General features: G+C 36.0%; 19 protein-coding genes and 2 pseudogenes. 12 read left to right on the top strand and 9 right to left on the bottom strand.

What is annotated here, in order from left to right:
* Window positions 1–77: 77 nt before the first annotated feature.
* From DZB84_RS04710 to DZB84_RS04700, 3 genes are all read right to left on the bottom strand, one after another.
* The gene (locus DZB84_RS04710; protein WP_149917163.1) at window positions 78–917 is read right to left on the bottom strand and encodes a ClpXP adapter SpxH family protein; all 840 of its coding nucleotides are present in this window, start codon (window positions 915–917) and stop codon (window positions 78–80) included.
* A 197-nt stretch (window positions 918–1114) separates the two neighbouring features.
* Window positions 1115–1729 carry a lytic transglycosylase domain-containing protein gene (locus DZB84_RS04705; protein ID WP_116351109.1) on the bottom strand — a complete coding sequence of 205 codons (615 nt, stop codon included), beginning with the start codon at window positions 1727–1729 and terminating at the stop codon, window positions 1115–1117.
* Window positions 1726–2325, bottom strand: a complete 600-nt coding sequence (locus DZB84_RS04700; protein ID WP_116351108.1) for a CYTH domain-containing protein — start codon at window positions 2323–2325, stop codon at window positions 1726–1728. Before DZB84_RS04700 ends, DZB84_RS04705 begins: the two co-directional genes overlap by 4 nt.
* A 142-nt stretch (window positions 2326–2467) precedes the next feature.
* Here DZB84_RS04700 and DZB84_RS04695 point away from each other — a divergent pair, with 142 nt between their 5' ends.
* Genes DZB84_RS04695 through DZB84_RS04680 form a run of 4 tightly spaced genes read left to right on the top strand, consistent with a single transcriptional unit; the run spans window position 2468 to window position 5236 of the window.
* Window positions 2468–2842: a UPF0738 family protein gene (locus tag DZB84_RS04695; protein WP_116351107.1), complete on the top strand. Its 375-nt coding sequence runs from the start codon at window positions 2468–2470 to the stop codon at window positions 2840–2842.
* 23 nt (window positions 2843–2865) lie between these two features.
* Window positions 2866–3507 (top strand): GTP diphosphokinase, encoded by a 642-nt coding sequence (yjbM, locus tag DZB84_RS04690; RefSeq protein ID WP_116351106.1) that lies wholly within the window; start codon window positions 2866–2868, stop codon window positions 3505–3507.
* 17 nt (window positions 3508–3524) lie between these two features.
* Window positions 3525–4319: an NAD kinase gene (locus tag DZB84_RS04685; RefSeq protein WP_116351105.1), complete on the top strand. Its 795-nt coding sequence runs from the start codon at window positions 3525–3527 to the stop codon at window positions 4317–4319.
* Between the two features lie 17 nt (window positions 4320–4336).
* A complete protein-coding gene (locus DZB84_RS04680; protein WP_116351104.1) occupies window positions 4337–5236 on the top strand; it encodes an RluA family pseudouridine synthase in 900 nt (299 codons plus the stop codon).
* 258 nt (window positions 5237–5494) lie between these two features.
* Here the strand turns inward: DZB84_RS04680 and prpE are convergent, their stop codons facing one another.
* Together prpE and DZB84_RS04670 are read right to left on the bottom strand one after the other, a co-directional pair.
* Window positions 5495–6232, bottom strand: a complete 738-nt coding sequence (gene prpE, locus DZB84_RS04675; RefSeq protein ID WP_116351103.1) for a bis(5'-nucleosyl)-tetraphosphatase PrpE — start codon at window positions 6230–6232, stop codon at window positions 5495–5497.
* 376 nt (window positions 6233–6608) lie between these two features.
* Window positions 6609–7784 (bottom strand): FtsW/RodA/SpoVE family cell cycle protein, encoded by a 1176-nt coding sequence (locus DZB84_RS04670; protein ID WP_116351102.1) that lies wholly within the window; start codon window positions 7782–7784, stop codon window positions 6609–6611.
* A 284-nt stretch (window positions 7785–8068) separates the two neighbouring features.
* Here DZB84_RS04670 and mgtE point away from each other — a divergent pair, with 284 nt between their 5' ends.
* Together mgtE and DZB84_RS04660 are read left to right on the top strand one after the other, a co-directional pair.
* On the top strand, window positions 8069–9448 hold the full coding sequence (mgtE, locus tag DZB84_RS04665) for a magnesium transporter (RefSeq protein WP_116351101.1): 1380 nt from the start codon (window positions 8069–8071) through the stop codon (window positions 9446–9448).
* 33 nt (window positions 9449–9481) lie between these two features.
* Window positions 9482–11329, top strand: coding sequence for a monovalent cation:proton antiporter family protein (locus DZB84_RS04660; RefSeq protein WP_116351100.1), 1848 nt, complete (start codon window positions 9482–9484; stop codon window positions 11327–11329).
* Between the two features lie 43 nt (window positions 11330–11372).
* On the opposite strand, the gene fabI is transcribed toward DZB84_RS04660, so the two are convergent.
* Complete coding sequence (gene fabI, locus DZB84_RS04655) at window positions 11373–12152, bottom strand: enoyl-ACP reductase FabI (protein ID WP_116351099.1); 780 nt, start codon at window positions 12150–12152, stop codon at window positions 11373–11375.
* Between the two features lie 1156 nt (window positions 12153–13308).
* Here fabI and DZB84_RS24820 point away from each other — a divergent pair.
* Window positions 13309–13476 carry a hypothetical protein gene (locus DZB84_RS24820; RefSeq protein ID WP_189655145.1) on the top strand — a complete coding sequence of 56 codons (168 nt, stop codon included), beginning with the start codon at window positions 13309–13311 and terminating at the stop codon, window positions 13474–13476.
* Window positions 13477–14023: 547 nt separating this feature from the next.
* On the opposite strand, the gene DZB84_RS04645 is transcribed toward DZB84_RS24820, so the two are convergent.
* Both DZB84_RS04645 and DZB84_RS04640 read right to left on the bottom strand, forming a co-directional pair.
* Window positions 14024–14275, bottom strand: a complete 252-nt coding sequence (locus tag DZB84_RS04645) for a hypothetical protein (RefSeq protein WP_116351097.1) — start codon at window positions 14273–14275, stop codon at window positions 14024–14026.
* 441 nt (window positions 14276–14716) lie between these two features.
* Window positions 14717–15994: pseudogene (locus DZB84_RS04640) on the bottom strand (IS110 family RNA-guided transposase); the annotation flags it as partial.
* Window positions 15995–16335: 341 nt separating this feature from the next.
* Here DZB84_RS04640 and DZB84_RS04635 point away from each other — a divergent pair.
* Complete coding sequence (locus DZB84_RS04635; protein WP_116351096.1) at window positions 16336–17457, top strand: DUF5677 domain-containing protein; 1122 nt, start codon at window positions 16336–16338, stop codon at window positions 17455–17457.
* 311 nt (window positions 17458–17768) lie between these two features.
* Here the strand turns inward: DZB84_RS04635 and DZB84_RS04630 are convergent.
* A pseudogene (locus DZB84_RS04630) lies at window positions 17769–18212 on the bottom strand (IS1595 family transposase); the annotation flags it as partial.
* A gap of 413 nt (window positions 18213–18625) precedes the next feature.
* On the opposite strand from DZB84_RS04630, the gene DZB84_RS04625 reads away from it, so the two are divergent.
* The 4 genes from DZB84_RS04625 (at window position 18626) to DZB84_RS04610 (ending at window position 21712) form a co-directional block, all read left to right on the top strand.
* Window positions 18626–18892, top strand: a complete 267-nt coding sequence (locus tag DZB84_RS04625) for a helix-turn-helix domain-containing protein (protein WP_116351095.1) — start codon at window positions 18626–18628, stop codon at window positions 18890–18892.
* A 104-nt stretch (window positions 18893–18996) separates the two neighbouring features.
* On the top strand, window positions 18997–19467 hold the full coding sequence (locus DZB84_RS04620; protein WP_116351094.1) for a competence protein ComK: 471 nt from the start codon (window positions 18997–18999) through the stop codon (window positions 19465–19467).
* 133 nt (window positions 19468–19600) lie between these two features.
* Complete coding sequence (locus DZB84_RS04615) at window positions 19601–20725, top strand: DnaD domain-containing protein (RefSeq protein WP_116351093.1); 1125 nt, start codon at window positions 19601–19603, stop codon at window positions 20723–20725.
* Between the two features lie 99 nt (window positions 20726–20824).
* Entirely contained in the window at window positions 20825–21712 is an 888-nt protein-coding gene (locus tag DZB84_RS04610; RefSeq protein ID WP_116351092.1) for a hypothetical protein, read from the top strand.
* The last annotated feature ends 634 nt before the right edge of the window (window positions 21713–22346 follow it).

Genomic DNA, 22346 nt, shown 5'->3' with positions numbered 1-22346 from the left:
GTGAAATTTCTCCCATCCCCTTTATTGAAATATATAGAAAAAAGACTTGGACCATTTTGGATTCCAAGTCTTTTTCGTTATTCTATATATCTCCAGAAGGTTCCGTATTTAACAGGAACTTGTTCCACTTTTTGCTTTAATATAAGCTTTTTCATTTCACGTTCGACTTCTGGTATAGGCAAATCGTACAGTACTGAAATTTCCTTCGAGGCAACAAATTTAAAATATTTTAAGAAATCCTCCAATGGCGGGGGAGGAGTGGGTTCTATTTTTTCGCCGAGCATATCGTAAATAATATGAACATACATTTCATATGGATAGCAACCGGTGATTTTCAAACCTTCCTCTTCAATGTTCTCATTAAAGAAAACAAGTGTCGGAATTTCCTCCACTTCCATTTCAGATGTGATTTTTAAATCGCATTGGAATGCTTTTGCAGCACTAGATGAATGAAGATCGCTTTTAAATTCGTTTACATCAAGACCAACCTCATCTGCACATGCATATAATACTTCAGCGTCTGAAATATCCCGTTTTTCAAGAAAAAGATTTTCTTGGAGTTTTCGTAAAAAACGGATTCCTGCTTTTTTTCCTTGTAGTTCTGCAGCTTTAATCGCAATGGAAACAGAATGAGGAGCAGAAATCGGATTTTCAAGCCATAGGGTTCCGTCACAAGACATTCCTGATCGACTAGCAGTGCGTTCCCACACTTGAGCCATATCAGCAGGTTTTTTCCTCTTTTGAATATTCAAGGAAGCAAGGCGGCCACTTAAAATATGGCGAATCGTAAAATACTTTCCATATTCAATTGTTAGCTTTTTTAAAATGGGTTCCAATGCCCAACAATCAGGACATAGTGGATCTACAAACATATAGATTTCCAACGGTCGATTACTAGATGAATGTTTGAATCCCATATTATCAGTTTGTTTCAAGACCTTACCCCCTTTCTACTCGCAAGGAGTGTATATCATATGTTGAATGTATTAACATTTTATCAATGGACGAGATTTAACTCAAATAAAGCGCACTTTTTAGGGGAATGAAATTTATGGAATCGAAATAAAGTTGCTCGAAATGAAAAAGCTCTCCCCTTGATGTGGGAGAACTTTTATTATCCGAGATAGGTTTCTGTTACTTTTCTTACATAGTTTTGTGTTTCTTTAAAGGGTGGGATTCCACCATATTTATCAACATTTCCTGGTCCAGCATTATAAGCAGCTAAAGCAAGAGATACATTACCGTTATAGCGATCTAGCATATTTCGGAGGTATTTTGTTCCTGCTTCAATATTTTGAGTTGGATCTGTGATATCGGTGACGCCCAATCCTCGGGCTGTTGCAGGCATTAACTGCATTAGGCCAGTGGCGCCGGCATGACTTTTTGCATTCGGATTGAAATTGGACTCGTGCTTAATCACAGAACTAATTAAACGTGGATCCACATTATGTTTTTGTGCCGCCTGTTGAATCAAGTCATCATAGTTACTGGATACAGGTGCAACTTGAGAGTTCGATATATTGAGTGGCATATAATGTTTGTTGCTATATAAAGATGAGAGATCAACTTTCGAACGAATACTTTCTGTTGGCGCACCAGATGAATTAGATAGCAGCTGTAACAGCATGTCCTTAAAAATGGACTCATCATTACTCACTGTCGGTGAATTTGTTGTTGAAACATTTCGTAACGCTTGAAGCTCCATTAGTACTTTAAAGTCTATTTTCAACTGTGTTCCTCTCCTAGTAGAATTTGTTTTTTACGATCATAAAACCTACGAATTTTATTATCTGTTTTACGAATTGGTATATTGTGTTGTAATAAAAGTTCATTAAAAATTTCTTTACCGATTACTTCATCCGTTACTTCATATTCTACCTCGAAATCGCAATGGTTTAAATAGTAACTCTTATCCAAGACGAGTAAGCCCTTTTTATATTCTACTTCAGCTCGTTTCGTTTTTAGAGAACCAAAAAATGTAACATCCATTGGATTAATAGAGAGTGTTTTTAAAATGGTAGAAACCTCACCATTGATGATAGGACCACCATCAAGCATTTGCTTGGCTTCTTCTACTGTTAAAACTTGATGCGTCTCTAGTAATCCACGGCGAACGGGCTGTTTTAATGTGAGTGTATATGTTCCATTCTTTTCACGAATTCGGAGGGCAGCCCCCTGGTTTTTTAAGGAAAACTGAGCTGTATCGAAATAAAAATTTTCTTGGATTACTTTTTTCTCATCGTCGATTGAGAAGGCAGAAAGTAATCGATGATATTCGTTTTCTTCTAGCAAATTTTTAAATTCAATTTCAAGCTCTTGTGACATTTTCATCGTCCTTTTCAACAATTTGTTTTTATTATATCATGAGGTGTGACTTTTTTAGGAATTGATTAGCAGTTTCTTTAACGAATCGATGTACATATGATAAAATAGGTGTGGATTTGGAATTGAGAAAAGGAGATTACTGATGCAGAAGCATATCGAAATTAGTCAATTTAATTATTCTAACGGCAGGTTAGAGCTTAAGGCGGAGCATACAGACTTTGACACGGACGGATTGAGTGCCACTGGTCAAATGCTGGTTGATTCCGATTCACTAGCATTCATTTACAAGCTTGAAAATGAGCAGGAATTTATATATGTGAGTTTGCCATCAGCTGTCTGGCCATCATTAAAAAATGTTATTTCCGAAAAACAAAAAGTAATTTTACACCTCGAAGACAACGAACTCGAATTGATTGATATCATTCCTGAATTGGAGTACCTTTTACAAAACATTGAAGGTAATGCCAACTATGGAGATGATATGGTCGAGCTCGTTGAGAAGACATTTTTATCCTAAGTTTAGAAAAACGGGGGACTATCATGAGTAAAGACTGGGATCTTTTTTTGGCTCCATACAAGCAAGCTGTTGACGAGCTAAAAATAAAGCTTAAAGGAATGAGAACCCAATTCGAAATGCAAGGTACCCATTCCCCAATTGAATTTGTAACAGGAAGAGTAAAACCCATCCCTAGTATTTTGGATAAAGCAATGAAGAAAAACATTCCGCTCGATAAAATTGAAGAAGAGATGCAAGACATTGCAGGCTTGCGAATGATGTGTCAATTTGTTGATGATATCAAGCGTGTTGTTGAACTGTTACGGATGCGAAATGATTTGGAAATCATTGAAGAACGTGACTATATTTCACAAAAAAAAGAAAGTGGATATCGCTCATATCATCTCGTGATCCAGTATCCTGTTCAGACCATTGATGGTGAGAAGAAAATTTTAGTAGAAATTCAGGTTCGCACTCTTGCAATGAATTTTTGGGCAACGATCGAACATTCTTTAAACTATAAATATAAAGGCAGATTTCCTGAAGAAATTGAGCATCGCTTACAGCGTGCAGCGGAGGCTGCTTTTCTACTTGATGAGGAAATGTCTAAAATACGTGGCGAAATCCAAGAAGCACAAGCTATTTTTTCTCGAAAAACGGATAACAAGGATTCTGCTAATTCTTAATAGATAGGGTGTAAAACATGAAATTTGCTGTAACTTCGAGAGGTGACTCGAACTCGAATACATTAATGCAAAAAATAAAAACATATTTAATGGACTTCGGGCTCACATATGACGAGGATCAACCGGATATTGTCGTAACTGTCGGAGGAGATGGAACTCTTTTATATGCTTTTCACCGTTACCGTAGCCGTTTAGATAAAACAGCCTTTGTTGGTATACACACAGGTCATCTAGGGTTCTATGCAGACTGGGTTCCAGAAGAAATAGAGAAACTCGTGATTGCCATCGCTAAAACCCCTTATCAGGTAGTCGAATATCCATTACTTGAGGTGTATATTCGCTATATTAACGGGGGACGGGAATCGAGATATCTTGCCTTAAATGAATGTACGGTAAAAAGTGTAGAGGGTTCACTTGTGATGGACCTTGAAATAAAAGGACAGCTTTTTGAGACGTTTCGCGGGGATGGATTATGTATTTCGACACCTTCAGGAAGTACGGCATATAACAAAGCGCTTGGTGGCGCCATTTTACATCCGTCAATTGAGGCTATCCAGGTTGCAGAAATGGCTTCAATTAATAATCGTGTATTTCGAACGGTGGGTTCACCTTTAATTTTACCGAATCATCATACGATTGTCATGAAACCAGTGAATGACGTGGATTTTCACATTACGATTGACCATTTAACCCTATTACACAAGGATGTTAAATCGATTCAATGCCGCGTAGCTCCTGAAAAAGTACGCTTTGCTCGTTTTCGCCCATTCCCATTCTGGAAAAGGGTTCGTGATTCGTTTATTTCGGATTAGTGAAGGGATATAGGACTGTGGATGCTTTTACATTAGAATGGACAATATCATCACAAGATACTGGAAAACTAGTTAGAGAGTTTTTAAAAGAGCAGGCTATTTCAAAAACAGCCCTAACCGATATTAAGTTCGCAGGTGGAGGGATTTTCATAAATGGCGACCCTGTTACGGTTCGCCATCGTTTAATGGAAGACGAGGTTCTGAAAGTGGTTTTTCCTCCTGAAAAACCAAGCCTAGAGCTAAAGCCTGAAAATTTACCTTTACAGATCGTTTATGAGGATCCTTATGTTTTGGTTGTAAACAAACCACCAAACCAGCAATCAATCCCATCCCGGGAGAGCCCTACTCGAAGCTTAGCGAATGCACTTTTGTATTATTATCAATCAATTGGTCTTGATGTGACGGTTCATTTAGTCAATCGCCTTGATCGTGATACATCTGGGTTGCTGCTCGTTGCAAAGCATCGACATATCCACCATCTCTTATCAGAGCAACAAAAAGCTGGAAGTTTAAAGAGGATTTATGAAGCCGTGATACATGGTAAATTAGAAAAGGATTCCGGGACGATAGATGCTCCAATTGGCCGGAAGGATGATAGCATTATTGAGCGGCAAGTGCGTAAGGATGGTCAGAGGGCGGTTACCCATTTTCAAGTGGTGCAGGAGTTTTGTGATTGTACACTTGTGCAACTTACACTTGAAACAGGGAGAACCCATCAGATTCGCGTTCATCTTTCTCATATCGGTCATCCGATTATTGGTGATGATTTGTATGGGGGATTACGCGTTGAGATTGAAAGGCAAGCACTTCATTGCCGAGAGGTACGTTTTTGGCATCCCATGTATCAAAGAGAAGTAGTCTTTTATGCAGAATTGCCGGAAGATATGAGAGAGTTATTGGAAAAAGCGACCCTGTGAGGTCGCTTTTGTGTTAAGGGTGGTATGACATAGGTTTAGAGGTATATCAGCGAGCCGAAAAGAATAGTTGATATACCGCAAACGACATCATCGGTATATCACCAAAAGGAAAAACGATAAATGATATACCACAAACCTGTCCAAATGATACCCAACAAACGAATCGCGTCGTACACTAAGAAACCGAACAAAAGGGGAATAGGAAGCGCTTGGCTTATTATCGTACTCCTAACCTTTTATCTAATTACTCCATATCCCTTACCCAATTTCACGAAACTTCTCTGACACAAGTGGCATAGAGGAAGGCACTGAGACAGTCTCCATCTCAGGATACATTAATGCTGTTAAGCTTCCTCCAAACACGCAACCGGTATCGATATTCACTGTATGATTTACCCACCTCGGTTCCATTACAGGCGTGTGTCCATACACAATCCATGATGAGCCCTTATATTGTTTTGCCCAATCCCGTCTTTCAGGTGTTCCATCAGGGTTGTTTTTGCCAGTAATATCTCCATACAACACAAAGGTTTTAACCTTTTTATCATTGCGTCCGATATAATCCTCACGAATTCCCGCATGGGCAATGACTAATTTTCCTCCATCTAGTCGTTCATGAAGCGGGGCCATTTCATACAATTCAATAAACTGACTTCGAATCGATTCTTGTTTCTTTTTATCCAAGACCTCATATTCTGCCACTGTTGTTTCCAAGCCATGTGTAGCCTGAACCTTATTCCCAAGAAAATATCGATATAGCTTATTACAGTGATTTCCTGGCACATAGTAGGCTTTTTTCTCCTGAACTACTAGCCTGTACACAGTTTCTATCACCTTTAATGATTCTGGACCACGATCTGTTAAGTCTCCCACAAATGCTAGTACGCGGTCATTATGTAACGGAATACCAGTTTCCCACGAATAACCAAGTTTAGTCGTTAATTCTTTTAACTCCTGATAACAACCATGAATGTCACCGATTACATCTATTTTCATCAATAGCACCTCTTTACAAAAAAATCACGTCACTCCTCCATCTATTATAAGAAGAATAACGTGATTTTATTTCAATAAAATCAAATACGCTGTTGGCGTATTTGTGCGATTTTTTGGCCCACAGGAGTGGGTCATAAAGACGTTGCCACAGGATGTGGCGTTTTTAGTCTTTGAACTTACTGTGAGATAAAGTGAAACTTCAATCTGTGGAAGTTTTACCCCACAGATTGATAGTTGAACCAATCAGGCTTTTGCTGGCATTTGCCCTCTATGAGGGCTTAGTGCCAGTTAATGCTGAAAAGTTCCTTTGAAAAATCGTGGCATCCGCCGAAGGCTACAACATCATACAGTTGGGGCTAATCCCAACTGTATGATGTTAGTCAAACATAAACTTCTTCGTTCTCGAACGAACATTCAGCACAATCCCGATTGCGATCATATAGGTGGCAAGGGAACTACCCCCATAACTAATGAACGGTAATGGAAGACCCGTGATTGGTAAGATTCCAACTGTCATTCCGACGTTTTGGAATACTTGGAACGTGATCATTCCGATCACACCTGCACATAAGTAACTGCCATATGGATCGTGACTTTCAAGTGCAATATGAATCATTCGATAGATTAATAAGAAGAATAAGGAAATAATAATACTTGTTCCAATGAAACCAAATTGTTCGGCAACTACCGCAAAAATAAAATCGGTGTGTCCTTCAGGAATCGAAACCTCTGATTCCTGGAATCCTTTACCTTGAAGTTGGCCAGAACCAATCGCTAGTAAGGAGCGGACTAATTGGTGCCCCTCGTTACCAGCAGTTTCAAAAGGAGCGAGCCAGCCATAAAAACGGCTCATCTGGTAATCCTGAATTATATATTTAAAGAAAAAGTCTGGAAAATTGAAGTATAGGAAAACACCTAACGAAATTGCAAAAACAGCTGAAAAAACGGCTGCAAAAATAATTCTCCATTTAATACCGGCTACAAGAATCATTGTTGCAATGATTGACATAAAGACCATGGTCATCCCCATATCCGGTTGTAACACTAAAAATCCAATCGGAGGTGCAGATGCTAGTAAAATCTTTCCAATAAGAAGAAGGTCATCCTTTACTGTATTAATTGGATAATTTTCACGATGATCCGCAATAATTTTACTTAACACAATGATGATAATAATCTTCATTAGTTCGGATGGCTGGAAGCTTGCAAAGCCAAAGTTATACCAGCTTGTTGCACCTTTTACTTTTGAGGCAAAGGGGATGTCAACAATATATTTTTCAACAAAAAGTCCAAATAATAAAATCATCCCAAATCCATATAAGTACCAGGAAATCATTTTAAAACGGTCAAAATCAATAACCATTGTCCCGATAATAGCGACTATTCCAATTACGTACCATTGAAGTTGTTGGGCTGCGAAATTTATATTTTTAAGCTTTTCAGGTAAAAAAGGCTGTGCACTTTGGATTGCAATGGCACTAACGATGGCCATTAGAAATAATATAAACAACAATGTATAATCAATTTTTTGTGGAGTATTTTCTTTATTCATGGATAAAAATCCTTTCTAATCAGGCACGAGTTTTATATCATAGAAAACAGGGTATAAATCATTATCCAATTTTTTAAGTTGAAGTCCGGCTTCATGGGCGCATTGCGCATTTTGATGAGCCAATTCTATCTTAGCTTATTTTTGAGTGATTGCAAATCATTACATCGTGCAAACTAAAAAATTAATGATATACAAATTGCCACAAAAAGTAAATGGTTGGATGTTACATTTTATGAAATGTATGTTAAGATTTTGTTTTTCAAGTTGTAAGGGGGGGGAAGAACATGTTACAACAAGAAGTAACTGAAAAAGAGCAACAGCAATTAGAAACTGAACAATTGCTGGCAGCGTTGGAAAATGAAAGTATTGACGAATTCCGAGAAGTATTCTTAGAAATTCATCCATATGAAAGATCAAAATTCTATGCAAAGTTACCAAAAGATGCTAGAATGCGCGTATATCTTTTTTTATCACCAACTGAAATGGCAGAGGTTTTTGAAAACCTTGAGATTGATGAGAATGAATATGAAGAGCTTTTATCAGAGATGGATCCAACCTTCGTCGCGGATATGCTTTCACAAATGTATGCCGACGATGCAGTTGACGTATTGAATGAATTAAACAAGGAACAGGTTGCAAGCTATTTGACAATTATGGATGATGAAGCTGCGGGGGAAATTAAACAGCTTCTTCATTATGAGGAATATACTGCAGGTAGTATCATGACTACCGAATATATTGCGATACATGCCAATCAAACCGTAAAATCAGCCATGTACATCTTGAAAAAAGAAGCTCCTCGTGCTGAAACAATTTATTATGTGTATGTAATTGATGAAGAAAAACGACTTGTCGGTGTCATTTCTATCCGTGATTTGCTTGTTAGTGATGATGATACCATGATCCTTGAAATCATGAATGACCGTGTTGTATCCGTGTCAGTTAGTGAGGATCAAGAAGAAGTCGCGCGAAAAATGAAAGACTATAATTTCTTAGCGGTTCCGGTTATCGATTTTCAAAATCATTTATTAGGAATCATTACCGTAGATGACATTATTGATGTTATCGATGAAGAGGCGTCTGATGATTACTCGAAGCTTGCGGGTATTTCAGATGTAGATTCAGCTGATAAAAATATTTTTACATCCGCTAAAAAGAGATTGCCATGGTTGATTATTTTATCTTTCCTTGGAATGTTGACAGCAAGCCTTATTGGGCGATTTGAAGCAACATTAGATCAGGTTGCTATTTTAGCTGTTTTTATTCCGTTAATTGCCGGTATGGCAGGGAATACTGGAACACAAGCTTTGGCTGTGGCCGTTCGTCGAATTGCGATTGGTGAGGATGAGGACGAAAATAAATGGCTATTAATCCTGAGGGAAGCTGGCACTGGTGTAATAACTGGGGCCGTTTGTGGAACGGTAATAATGTTCGTTGTTTATTTTTGGAAAGGTGACTTCTTTCTTGGATTATTAGTTGGATTTTCAATTTTAATTACATTGATTGTAGCAACTCTTGCTGGTGCACTTGTACCTTTACTTATGCATCGGTTAAAGGTCGACCCTGCAGTTGCGTCGGGACCTTTTATCACTACAATTAATGACATTATTAGTATTTTAATTTATTTTGGATTAGCAACCTTTTTTATGGGATATCTGGTTTGATAAATTAAAATATGAAATATAAGGGGGTAAAACATGGAACATGGTGCTTCATTAACATCATTAGTAATTGTGATGGTGGTGGCCTTTTTGACACCACTGTTATTACATAGATTTAAACTTCGGGTAATTCCTGTTGTTGTAGCGGAAATTATTATGGGAATTATTATTGGGAAAAGTGGGTTTGACGTGGTTGAACCTGATATGTGGCTTGAAACCTTATCGACATTAGGATTTATCTTTTTAATGTTTTTGAGTGGGGTTGAAATTGACTTTTCTGCGTTTGCAGGAGGCAAAAAGAAACAAACCCTACCGAGTGGTAAGAAGGCACCAAGTACTTTTCTCGTTTCCATCATTGTATTTGCAGGAATTTTTATTTTATCTCTGCTATTATCCTATTTATTTGTTTGGACAGGATTTACGGATAATGCTTTCTTAATGACATTAATAATATCAACGATTTCTTTAGGGGTTGTTGTCCCAACCCTTAAGGATGCCCAAATCATGAAAACAAATATTGGTCAAATTATCCTGCTTGTTGCAGTAGTGGCTGACCTTGTAACAATGATTTTACTTGCTGTTTTTGCCTCTATTTACGGAGGTGGAGAGAGCAATATGTGGCTCTTGTTAATCTTATTTGGTGCAGGAATAGTCCTCTATTTAGTAGGGAAGAGGTTCCAAAATCGATCCTTCCTTGAGACGATGTCCAAGGGAACCATTCAAATTGGAACAAGAGCAATATTTGCACTCATCATGATTCTAGTAGCTCTTTCTGAAACGATTGGTGCTGAAAATATATTAGGTGCGTTTTTAGCCGGTGTATTAGTCTCATTGTTGTCACCCAATCATGATATGGTGCAGCAGCTTGATTCATTTGGCTATGGATTTTTAATTCCGATCTTTTTCGTAATGATTGGGGTGGAACTTGATATTTGGTCGCTTTTCCAAGACCCGAAAATATTAATGCTTATTCCATTATTATTTATTGCTTTAGTTATTTCAAAGATGTTTCCAATTCTTTATATCAAGCGCTGGTATGATTGGCGAACGACAATTGGAGCCGGTGCTTTGTTAACATCAACATTATCTTTGGTCATTGCAGCTGCTACTGTAGGGGAGAAAATGGGGATCATTGATGATCGAATGTCTGGTGCCTTAATCTTAGTTGCGATTATTGCAAGTATTGTTTCACCAATTGGATTTAAAAAGCTTTTTCCGAAGCAAGTGGACGAAGAACCAGTCATTCGCGTTGCCTTTATTGGTGCAAACCAAATGTCCTTACCTGTGATAAGGGAATTAAACTCCAAACTGTATGATACGACGATTTATCATACAACCCAGGATAAGATTGATAAGAAGCATTCTGATTCTGTGTTTGATATTGTAGGTCTTGAAGATTATTCAATTGCAACTTTACAAGATTTAAATGTGTTTGATGTGGATATTTTAGTAACTACAACTGGGTCAGATCAGCAGAATGCTGAAATTGCGAAATTTGCGAAGGAAAATGGAGTGGACCGTGTAATTGCACGAATCGAATCAGGTTCACTTGGTGATGAACTCAAAGATCAAAATATTGAGGTATTTTCTTTACTAATGTCGACTAATACTTTACTTCGTGCGTTGATTGAAGTACCGAGTATCATGACAATCCTAACAAATCAGGAACAGTCCTTATATGAAATTGATATGAACAATACTATATATGATGGAACCATGCTGCGAAATTTCCCGTTTACGGGAGATGTCATCTTTGTTCGGATTTTTAGAGGCAAAGACTCAATTGTTCCGCATGGTGATACAGAGCTTCAGCTTGGGGACCGATTAATTGTGACCGGCTCTAGGGAGTATGTGGATGAGTTAAGGTTTGATTTAGAATTCTAATATGAAGGAAGGGCGAGCCATCAAGTGGTCTCGCCCTCGTTTTTTACCCAACAATATTATAGCCAGAATCAACATAGATTACTTCGCCAGTCACTCCGCGTGACAGATTGCTTAGCATGGCGATGGACATGTTACCGACATCTTCTTTTGTCACATTTCGCTTAAGTGGCGCCTTTTCTTCAATCATTTTCATAATATCATTGAAGCCTGGTACACCTTTAGCAGCTAATGTTCGAATTGGACCAGCTGAAATCGCATTGATTCTAACTCCATCTTTGCCAAGGTCAAATGTAAGATATCTTACACATGCTTCAAGTGAAGCTTTTGCAATTCCCATCACATTATATCCAGGAAGTGCACGTACAGCACCTAGATATGACATTGTTAGGATCGAAGCATCTTCTGCTAAATATGGTCGCGCGGCTTTTGCTGCAGCAACCAATGAATATGCACTCGTATCTTGTGCAAACGCATATCCATCTCTTGATGTATCGATAAAATCACCTTTTAGGTCATCTGCGTTGGCGAATGCCACAGAGTGTACTAATCCGTGGATTGTGCCTACTTTTTCACCAATTTCAGTAAAAGCTTGTGAGATGCTTTCATCGCTATTCACGTCACATCTTACAATCATTTCTGCAGGGTAATTGTATTTCTCTAATAATTTTTCTAATTTTTCACGTGAACGATCAAGACGATACGTATAAATGACTTTAGCACCAGCCTTATAAAGGGACTCAGCAACACCCCAAGCAATGCTTCTTTCATTGGCTACGCCCATAACGACAATATTTTTACCTTCTAATTGAATTAAATCTTCCATTGTTACCTCCATAATGCATCAAAAATGTTTTCCTCTTATCTTATTATACCTGGTTTTAGTATCTGATACTAACTATAACATTTTTTATTAGTTTACCCAAGTAGTTGTGAGGTAATTTGAACAAATTTTTTTGGCTCTATGATATATGAATTGCTTAGACAAGTGTATCAGTCAAAAGTTACTTGTATTTGGCAATTAAGAAATGTTGCTAATGGCAGTATACTTTTCGAATGGAAAATAAGGCTGAATATACAAGTAATGCATAAAATCTTGTATATTCAGCCTTTATTTAATTCATATGCTTACTCTATTAACGCTACCCGTTAGCTTAAGTTTATTTCTTCACAATATGTTCGAAATGCGAAACAAGCTTTTATTAATCCAATGCCATTTATAGGAATAAAAACAAAAATGTTTCGGACATAATATAAGAAATCTTTGAAAGGAGGAGAGATGGTTTGTTGTCTCCTGCTCTAGTTCGAATAGGTCACTTTGTTATTGCTTGGACATCTGTTCTCTTTCTTCCAAAAAAGACTTTTATAAGATATTCATCCTCTGCAATTCTTGCATCCTTACTTGTTTTAATTTTAAGTATTTTAGCTGTCCCCCTAAACTTGTGGAGAGTGAAAGGTGGTATAAAAACAAAAATATTTAATGATTTAAGTTTTATATTCGGACCATTTTTTATCGGCACCTTATGGATTTTTCGCATGACTTACAAAAATTTTAGTTTATATATGTTATAAAATATTCTAATGAATGTATTTCTTTCATACCCTGCTAGTACCATTTACCAAAAGTTAAAGGTATTTAAATTGATCAACTTTAAACCTAAGTTTATACTTCTTACTTACATAACTTTTGAAATTGTTATTTATGGTTATCAGCTGCTTTTAGATAAAGCAGAAAAACGATCTTATTACTACCTATTTTTACCAATTCTTAAAATGTCTTCTTACTGTTAATATTGATAATAGGTAAGGAAAGATAAGTCTTTACCTATTCGCTAGGGAGATACTGTTTCTCTCTAGTTTTTTTTGTCGTATTTTCTTTCATTTAAGGATAATTTTTCTTTAATTTATTCATCTATTTATAGGTATTTTTTATACTCTTTAAGAAAATAATTACATCAATACTATATAAGGAGATGATTTTGATGACAAATAGGAATGCCATTCGAAGTTTATTAGGTATAGATGTTCGTCCTCGATCTTCTAATAAGCACAGTTACGATGTCGATTCCTTTAGTAACCCAATTATTCATAAAAAAATAAATGGGCAAGTTATTGTTCCTCTTGATATTGACAGACTATGGGGAAAATAAATTTACTTCTTTAAGCAGATTAACGAATCAAGCCCCATATTTTTCTTCTTTTAAATATTGTTGGTACATAATTTATGAGATGGAACTAACCTGATTATCAAAATTGTAATGACTCACTATAAGATAGAAGCGCCACTTGGGCGCTTTTATTTTTCTGTTTCTTTTTTCTTGGCAATATATTCGAATTGTGAAATATTTTTTTAAAATTTGACATTTATCCCTGTCGCTTTATCCTTTGTTGAATATACTGTTATTGTTCCAATAACATGAAAGCAGCGTTTGACCATGGTAACCCATTACCTTAGAAGAGTAGTGGATTCCCACCTTAATCACAGTGAAAATCCTCATATAAAGATACCTCTAAGACTGTTACATTTGATGTAATGGTCTCTTTTTGCTTCAATTTTTTTATCGAGCTCCTTTTTAATTAAATCAAATTGTTACATAATACTTTTGTCGTATATTACTGCCAATGTGTTGAAAACGGACAAATTTCTCTATTAAAATAGTAACTAAGAAGTCCTTGGACATTTGTTTATTTAAATAATTAGTCTAGGGACTTTCTTTTTCCACCTTCATTAATGTCGCTATTTTCTTTCAAAGTTCCACTAATGTCAGTGTCAACAAAATTTATTCCTGAATAATATGTTATTGCAGTCACTGCAACATGATCATCATGGGATTCCAGCCAAATCTCACGATCAGTACTTCTTTCATTAGGACTATACCTTAGTGTATAGTCCTTTTTTTCGCTTTTTGTTTCTACTTCGATATAAAAGGAAAGTTTTTTCTTCTTCAACTATCCTCCCTCAATAAAGAAAGCAAAATCTCACGATTTCTCCGTTTTTCTTAGATTTTCATATTAGTTTACCTTCTAGTAATCACTTAATAGTTCGGTGAACATTACTGAAAAGGATAAAACTGGACTCTTTGAGAAAAAAGACTTATAGCCCACTAACCAATTCCTTACAGAAATTGGTGGATGAGTCAAAATATGATCGCACTGGTAGATGTCCACATTTCTCATGGAGGTCAACCCTCCCATGCCTCACAGAGTCTTCGCTCTCAAATTCCTTCGTTCAACCTTTCCATGAGGTGGATGTCAGCCAATGCTGCCCCACAGGGTCCTTTGCCCGTAATTTAGTTGCTTTGCCGACTAATCCGTGCTTCAAATGTACCCAAATCTAACGCTACTACTATTTTTTAAATCTAATCTAAAACAGAACCAAGCTACCATTTCAACCTTTTTAGCTATTGACAAATGAGAAATAACCTTTAACATTTTTTCTTCATTAAATTCAAATTGCTTTTTGCCTATGCTAAAGAAAATTCGGATCAATTTATTACATAAAGCAATAAGGGACTGCATTTTCTTTAATGGATTATCAGAACGTTGAGTATAGTAAACATGTAATGCTTTAAAAGCTGAATTTTTTGCAACGAGAATCATACACACCCTGAACAACAGAGCCCTCAGTTTCTTCCTGCCCCTTTTTGTGATCGTTGTTTTTCCCTTGTGCTTACCAGATGTATTTTCTTTTAAACTTAAGCCAGCTAGCTTAATAATTTGTCGTGGATGAGTATAATCATTGAGATCACCTACTTCCGCAAAGAAACCGGCAACCGTATCCCTTCTAATACCTCTAATGGCTAACATTTGTGGTACCCCTGGTATTTCATCAAGTAAAATATCTATTTTTGAATCTAATTCTTCGAATTTAAGCTGAATTAACTCATATTTATCTAGTAATGTTTTGAGCTCCAGTTTAGCCATATCAGAGCCTTTGCGAAGTCCGATGGACTTACAGGCTGCTTGCACTAACTCTCGAATCTTATTAAGCCCAACACTCCGGGTAACGGCTTTTCTTAAGTGAGTAAGCAGTTCTTGTTCAGAGAAGTTTATTATTTCATGCGGTAAAGCATATAGTTTTAAGAATTGTAATGCTGCCTTTCCTTCCCACTTCTTAAAGACAGTAAGAAATTCTGGAAAGTACCGAACTATCCAGTTATGAACCTGCCCTTGGACCGTTTGGAGGTCATCCGTTAAAAGAGCGCATTTTTTTCGCCACTCGGAGTTAGGCATAAACACCCTGTGGTATTGGAGGTTCGGCGTAGCTTCCAACTTTGACCAGTTGGGCAATTACTCTTGCGTCCTTTACATCATTTTTAGTTGGTGAATTATCACCAATTCCTTGGTTTTCTTTACATGCAAGGGATTTACAGCTACAAATTTAATATCATTTTCTTTTAGAATATGAGCTAGGTTGAACCAATAATGCCTTGTCGGTTCCATCCCAACCACTGCTTTATCCATGCTTTGTTTTTTCTTTATTTCTGAAATCCACTTAAGAAAATGATAGAATCCCTCTATTGTGTTTTCAAAATAGCAAGGTGATCCGAACTCAATTCCTCTAAAGTCCTGAGCACGTGCCACATGCTTGAATTTAGCTATGTCGACCCCTATAATAAGTATTTGAGAAGTAATTTGAGCAAGCTTCTTATTTTGGTTATAATTCATTTTAGGCCTCCTGGTATTTGAGTTTTTGTCCTTTTTGCTGGCCAGCTTCAGGACACCCTCATTCTACCAAGAGGTTATTTTATTGTTCAAATCTCATTTTCACTCATTACAGGAATGCTGCCCCGTTAATGCAATAAGCACTCCTTTGTAAAAATGCATTAATATAAGTTTATATACAGTATAGTGTTTGAATGACTATTCAAAGTCCTTAATAAACATACTGCCAAAACCTACATCAATTAACTGCCAGAAACAAGTTACTCCTACTGTCACTAAAATTGTAGTCTTCTAGGCGATTCAACGATATAATACAATATAATATTCATATAGGGGGGACTTACTTGAAATTAGATGAAATCGAGAAAATGACTAACGCAAAGCTTATAGATACAATTAAAGAGAAGCTAAATAAAGGGGAGGAAGTCCCACTAAAAAAATTGAAAAAAGCCATACAAGAAATATATTCAGAGGATTCAATCGAAAAAGCTTCATTACCCTTATATGAAAGTTTAATAAAAGATGCCCCTAAAATGTATGAGTACCATCGCTTAGAAATACTAGGGTTTGAATCAAGACTTCAACAAAGATGGTTAGACGCTTTATATACATTACAATCCATCATTACTATTGCAGAAGAAGTATCAATGTCCATCTTAGATGAGTATATTGAGGATTTTAAACATGAAGATGGAAAAATTGTAGTTCCTATAGAATTGGATATTTTAGCAAAATTACATGCAAGGGCAATTGTTATTGGTAAGGAAGTTTTTACATTATTAAAATCTGGATTTGCTGATGCTGCTATATCAAGATGGAGGGGTCTTCACGAGATTAATGTAATATTTACAATACTGACAGATACCTTAAAGGAAAATGAATCTTTGGGTAAAGAGCTGGCTTATCGTTTTTTAGATAGTGCTACAATTGAACAGTTTAAAATAATACATAGAGAAAACATTATTTCCAAAGAATTCGGAAAGGATTATAAAGAAATAAAGAGTGAAAAAGAAGATATAGAAAGAAAATATGGGAAAAGTTTCTCTAAGCCTTATGAATGGGCAAGACCACTATTTGAAAATAAAAGAATGGATCAATCCATTTATTTTAGTGATTTAGAACAAACAGCTGAAATAACTAACCTTACTTCATATTATAAACAGGCTAATAGCCAAATCCATTCGACAGCATTTGGGTTATATAGAAGTCTTGGAAGTATCTATAATGAAAAAATTGATACAATCGGAGCAGTTTTTGGTCCCTCAAATTATGGCTTATCAATTCCGGGTCAACTTACAGTAGGGTCTGTAGCGGGTAGTACAATTTCATTTTTATTGGTGAATCCTACTCTAGATAAATTAATCATTTCAAATATTTTACAGTTAATGGTAAAGGATGCTCAAGAAAACTTTGATAGAATACAAAATGAAATTTTGAATGAAGAATTATCACAGTTGGATGAATAAGAAAAAAAGTTGATAGTTTAAGAAAGGCTCTTTTCTAAAAGATTGTTGCTATTAAATAGGATTCTTTCAGTATAATAAAAATGGATAATATTCTAAAACAAGGTGAATTAAGTGTTGAATATTGGCGACATCATTTTTTAGTTATTCACAATTTTAGTACCTATCTTTTTTATAGTGATTACTGTATTTTTTGTTCGTTCATCGAAAAAACGTAAAAAACAATTAGATAGAATAGAAGAAAAGCTAGATAGAGCGTCAGTGCAAATAACAAAAAAATAGGTTTAATAAGCTCGGCTTAAATAGTCGAGCTTTTATGCACTTTCCCTGATGTTACAAACAGTAGTAAAAATCACTCGTTGACAAGAGAAAAGAAGCATTTCCTTAAACGCTTTCCTGAAAAGGCATCTTCTTATTAAGGTCTAGGAAATGAAGCCAGAATAGGAAATTATCAAGATATTTGGTTGCTACGCCTCGAAAAGAAAACTATCCATCCGTTTTTTCAATCGTTTATGATACCCATCGACGTGCTGAATGTGATAAAAACCTTTCCTTTTGTATTCCTTTTTACTTACATTGATGGCTTCGTGTTGCAATCCCTTCATCATCGCAAACTTTTAATAGTTTGTAGCCGTATCTGTGTAGCCCAACACTTCGCCTAAATCAATAGCCAAAATACGACCTTTTCCTGCCTTTTGAGAGAGGAATTGACCGTTTCTATCGTGTGCAACTACAACACATATTTGATCTTTTGAGATTGGTTTGTTGTAGTATCTCTGTCCGTTTCGGAGAGCCAACGAAAGATTTGATTGTGGATTATCTGAGGCTACTAACATAGGTTATGAAATTCTCAGTAGATGGATTAAATATCATGATAAGAATGATCCGCTATAAAAAAACCCAACAGCTTCAAATCGAAAGGCATTAGTTGGCGATTGAAAAAAGATCAATGTCTAGGTCAATTTCGTACTAATTCGTTGTGGACTTTCGGATAACTAGGTTCAAAAATAATGGTTCCCTCTAAAATAAAGAGGGAAATACTCTTCATACAATACATGTTAATCCGGCTCATAACATCCCCTCGTCGTCCAAAAAATCCACAAGGGGTACAATTGGACGTGGTACATTGGTTTTTACAACTAGATAATAGTTGTAAAAAGGGGTAACAAGATTGACAGATCGAGACATAAATAAGGAAAAACTTAAGAAAAATTTCGGTAAGTTACTACGAGAATCTCGCAATGATAAAAATCTTTCCCTGGAGGAACTTGCTAAAGTAACATTTTTAGACGACAAATACATTGGAAAGATCGAGAATGGAAAAAGAGGTCCTGGTCTTCTTACTCTTTATAAACTTCGCAAGAGGGCAAATTTCAGTGTAGATGAAATTTTTGATGAAATTCCTGAAGACTTAGTTGTAGATGATTGTGATGAATAGTTACCTCCTTCTGTTTTCCATCCCAAAATGTTAGTAAAATAGCTAACCCCCGATCGTTTTTATCCTCGGTTACCCTACTTATCCCTCAAAGGAGTGTTAACAATATGTATATGATTCACAACGATTACGAAATTAATCCTGACACGTTGGCGCTGTTATCTATAGCTCATATAGATTATGCTACGATTGTTCTAGAAGGACATCAAATGCTGTACGTAAAAAAGACACCACTCCAACTTATTAAGACAGCTTGCCTTGAAGGTGGATCCACATACGAAGGCAGACGAAAAGCTGTAACCCACTTAACAGGTGCAATTCAAAAGGTGCCCATTCCAATAAACCCTCGAAGGAAAATCTTCGCATTTCCTACTCAATCCCCAAACGCGTTTGAGTGCAATTGGATTATCTACCACCATATAAAAGCAATCGTGTCAACTCAAAATCATCAAACCCAATCCATTATCCAATTCAAAAATCATTATGAACTTCCCATGAACGAATCTCACTATCTACTACAAAAACAATACACACGAACCGCCATGTGCGTCTTGCAATTTTTAACAGATGAAAATTGAAAACGAATTCAAGGATAGAAGTGTAATCTTGGATTGATTCCATGACCCTATTATTCTTGTTGGGGCGACAGACCTGGTCCTCTGCCCCAAACATAATAACTCTCTCAAATTTAATCAAAAAGGATGAAGACAAATGTATGGAAATATTCTACTTAATGAAAGACCGCTTATTATTGTTCCCTCTCTTGCCGTCACACTTGGCATAAATGAAAGCATTATCTTACAGCAGGTTCACTATTGGCTTCAGCGCAGCAAGCATATCCGACTTAATCAAAAATGGGTGTATTTTACCTATGATCAGTTAGTCGAGCAAATTCCCTTCATCTCAAAGAGTACCATTCGCAGAACCATTGCAAGATTAGAAAGCAATGGCTACCTTTCCTCACAAAACTTCAACAAGCTGAAGCTAGACAAAACGAAATGGTACACAATCAATTACGAAAATCTTAGCGAAATACACAATGAAGCGAATGCTGATGACCTTACGATTTTGGCGGACGAGCTACCACCGTCTATGCATCCTGAACATGAGATGTGTTCAGAATGGACAGATGACATGCCTGAAGTGAGCAGCCCACCTGTTCAAGTTGAGCAGACGAGTGGTTCAACATGGCACGTAGAGGAGTTCAGTTTGAACACACCAATACCAGAGATTACTACAAAGATTACTACAAAAATTACATCAGAGATTTCTTCTTCTTCTTCTTCAAAGGACTTAAAACAAAACTACAAAAAAGAAGACCCGTACCAATTTTTCGTGCAAAATGGCTTTGGAACAATCGGAAGCTTCCTCACTGAAAAAATAAAGTCATGGTGTAATGATTTATCTAACGAGCTAGTTATTGAGGCTATGAAGCTTGCTATTGAAAATTCATCCAAGCGCTGGAACTATGTCGAAGCTATTTTAAGAGATTGGGTGGATAAAGATTATCAAACTCTGAATGATGTACAAGCAGCACGTGTGGTGTACAAACACCAATTGAACACTCCTTTTAAGAAAAAGCCAATTAGACAAGAGTATATTCCAAAATGGATTCATAATCGTGATCAGGATGATGAACCTGTTCATGATACCAACTTTAAAAATGATAATTGGATGCTTGAGGAACAAAATAAAAAGCTAAAGGAACGAGGAAACTCACACTCATATGAACCTATACACAATCCTGACTTTGCAGAGAAAAAAAGGCTGTTTGAGGAGCGGCTGAAAAAAAATCAACATTATACAGCTAATTTAACAAGTAAAAACGCTTATTGATACAGATGAAGGAATCTTTCTTTTATAAAATCTGTCTATTATTTAAAAATAGAGATATAATATATAAAATACACATAGTACTTTGGAGGTATTTTTATTGTGTCGAAAGTAGTAGGTATGGTTCTCGTAAAGCCTACAGTATTCATGCAAGATTCTTCGGTGGAAATTAAAGCTGATCAACTCGGTGTTGCAACGAAACATATTTCATTATCTCCTATTCGTCTCAACTTACTTACAGATGAAATGGAACTGAAAATTAAACAATTTAAGCAAAAAGTATTTGAGGATATTGCAGAAACAGCAATTACAATAGAATGGAAAAATGGACTAGATATTGGTTTTGAAGATGATATTGCACTTTTTGGTTTTCCGAAAAAGAGGGAAACTCTTGAAGCAGTTAGTTTTAGTGATTATTTATTCTTAATGACAGAAGAAATGATGCCCGGATTTAAAGCACGTTTTTCTTTGTATGAAGAGCAATTTAATGAAATAATTATTGAAATCGCCGATTCCTATGATGATATGATAAATTCCTCATTTGTAAACATTTTCAAAGTCTTTCCTAGTGTAAAGGCTGTTGAAAGCGATTTGCGAAATGGACTTTTAGATAGAGATACTTTTAGAAACTTTTCAAAAATTAGCTGCGGGATTATTGATGTGGGCTTAAAGGTATCTGGCGTTATATTACAAAGCTGTTTACGGGAGGCTAAGCTTACAGCTTATACCATTGCTACAAGGCTAATAGCCGACCATGACAATAATAATATTGTAAACAAATTTAAAACAGTAGAGAAAGCTATTCAAAGGATGGAAAAGTACAATGTTGTTAAAGATAGTAGTATAAATGAATTAATTGAAAACTTTAAAAAGCTGCTTTCTCTTTATAATCAAACAGAAGTGAAGGAATATGATCAATATAAATTGTTGGAAGAGCTTTTACATGAGTCTAATAATATGCTTATAGGTGGTCAACAAGCCATGATTTAACTCCTAAAGGAATTTAATATGGAAATAAATTTATTAACCCTCAAAAATAAGAAACGGCTAATCAATCTTATCAGATAAGTCGTTTCATGCTTTAGCACTTTTTCGAAATGAATTTACCCAGTTTAAAGATGCATTAAAAACAATAATTAGAAGAATAAACATATATAAATATCTCTTTAACCCATGCCATAACTCAACCCATAAAATTGTTAATGAAACAATTATCAATTCGTTTATCCGAAACGCTATATAGTGACAAATATGCAAAAGTTTCAGTTTTACATTTATGATTGATAGAAAACCTGCATAACTTTCAGAACAAAAAATCCAAATAACAGCTCATTGTTGAAAAAATGCAATGACCATTAACTTGGTAAGGTTTGGGATCAGAGCAAGCGCCATTGAAAAACCCCCATCCAGCTCTACTACCGAAGTAAATACTACTAAAAATTCATCCCCACAACTTATCCTATACAAAAAATATAGTTCACCAACGATAAAATAAATCCATATAACAAAAGGAATACGTTTGAGATATAACGAATTAAAAATCAATCTTTTTCACTTACCGGTACATCTGAAAGAACTTGCTATGTAATCCAAATCAAAAAACTCCCTTTTTTGCATAGTAAGA

Source organism: Bacillus sp. HNG, from assembly GCF_003400205.1.
In the GTDB taxonomy this organism is placed as follows: Bacteria; Bacillota; Bacilli; order Bacillales; family Bacillaceae_L; genus Ferdinandcohnia.
The sequence above is the reverse complement of the archived record's forward strand: the minus strand, read 5'-3'. Positions and strand labels throughout refer to the sequence as shown.

Bases quoted from the DNA above. Each gene is read 5' to 3' on its own strand.
- DZB84_RS04620 (WP_116351094.1), top strand. From the start codon at position 18,997: ATGTATATGATTCACAACGATTACGAAATTAATCCTGACACGTTGGCG.
- DZB84_RS04695 (WP_116351107.1), top strand. From the start codon at position 2,468: ATGCAGAAGCATATCGAAATTAGTCAATTTAATTATTCTAACGGCAGG.
- DZB84_RS04615 (WP_116351093.1), top strand. From the start codon at position 19,601: ATGTATGGAAATATTCTACTTAATGAAAGACCGCTTATTATTGTTCCC.
- DZB84_RS04710 (WP_149917163.1), bottom strand. From the start codon at position 917: ATGGGATTCAAACATTCATCTAGTAATCGACCGTTGGAAATCTATATG.
- fabI (WP_116351099.1), bottom strand. From the start codon at position 12,152: ATGGAAGATTTAATTCAATTAGAAGGTAAAAATATTGTCGTTATGGGC.
- mgtE (WP_116351101.1), top strand. From the start codon at position 8,069: ATGTTACAACAAGAAGTAACTGAAAAAGAGCAACAGCAATTAGAAACT.
- DZB84_RS04660 (WP_116351100.1), top strand. From the start codon at position 9,482: ATGGAACATGGTGCTTCATTAACATCATTAGTAATTGTGATGGTGGTG.
- DZB84_RS24820 (WP_189655145.1), top strand. From the start codon at position 13,309: ATGACAAATAGGAATGCCATTCGAAGTTTATTAGGTATAGATGTTCGT.
- DZB84_RS04700 (WP_116351108.1), bottom strand. From the start codon at position 2,325: ATGTCACAAGAGCTTGAAATTGAATTTAAAAATTTGCTAGAAGAAAAC.
- prpE (WP_116351103.1), bottom strand. From the start codon at position 6,232: ATGAAAATAGATGTAATCGGTGACATTCATGGTTGTTATCAGGAGTTA.
- yjbM (WP_116351106.1), top strand. From the start codon at position 2,866: ATGAGTAAAGACTGGGATCTTTTTTTGGCTCCATACAAGCAAGCTGTT.
- DZB84_RS04670 (WP_116351102.1), bottom strand. From the start codon at position 7,784: ATGAATAAAGAAAATACTCCACAAAAAATTGATTATACATTGTTGTTT.
- DZB84_RS04685 (WP_116351105.1), top strand. From the start codon at position 3,525: ATGAAATTTGCTGTAACTTCGAGAGGTGACTCGAACTCGAATACATTA.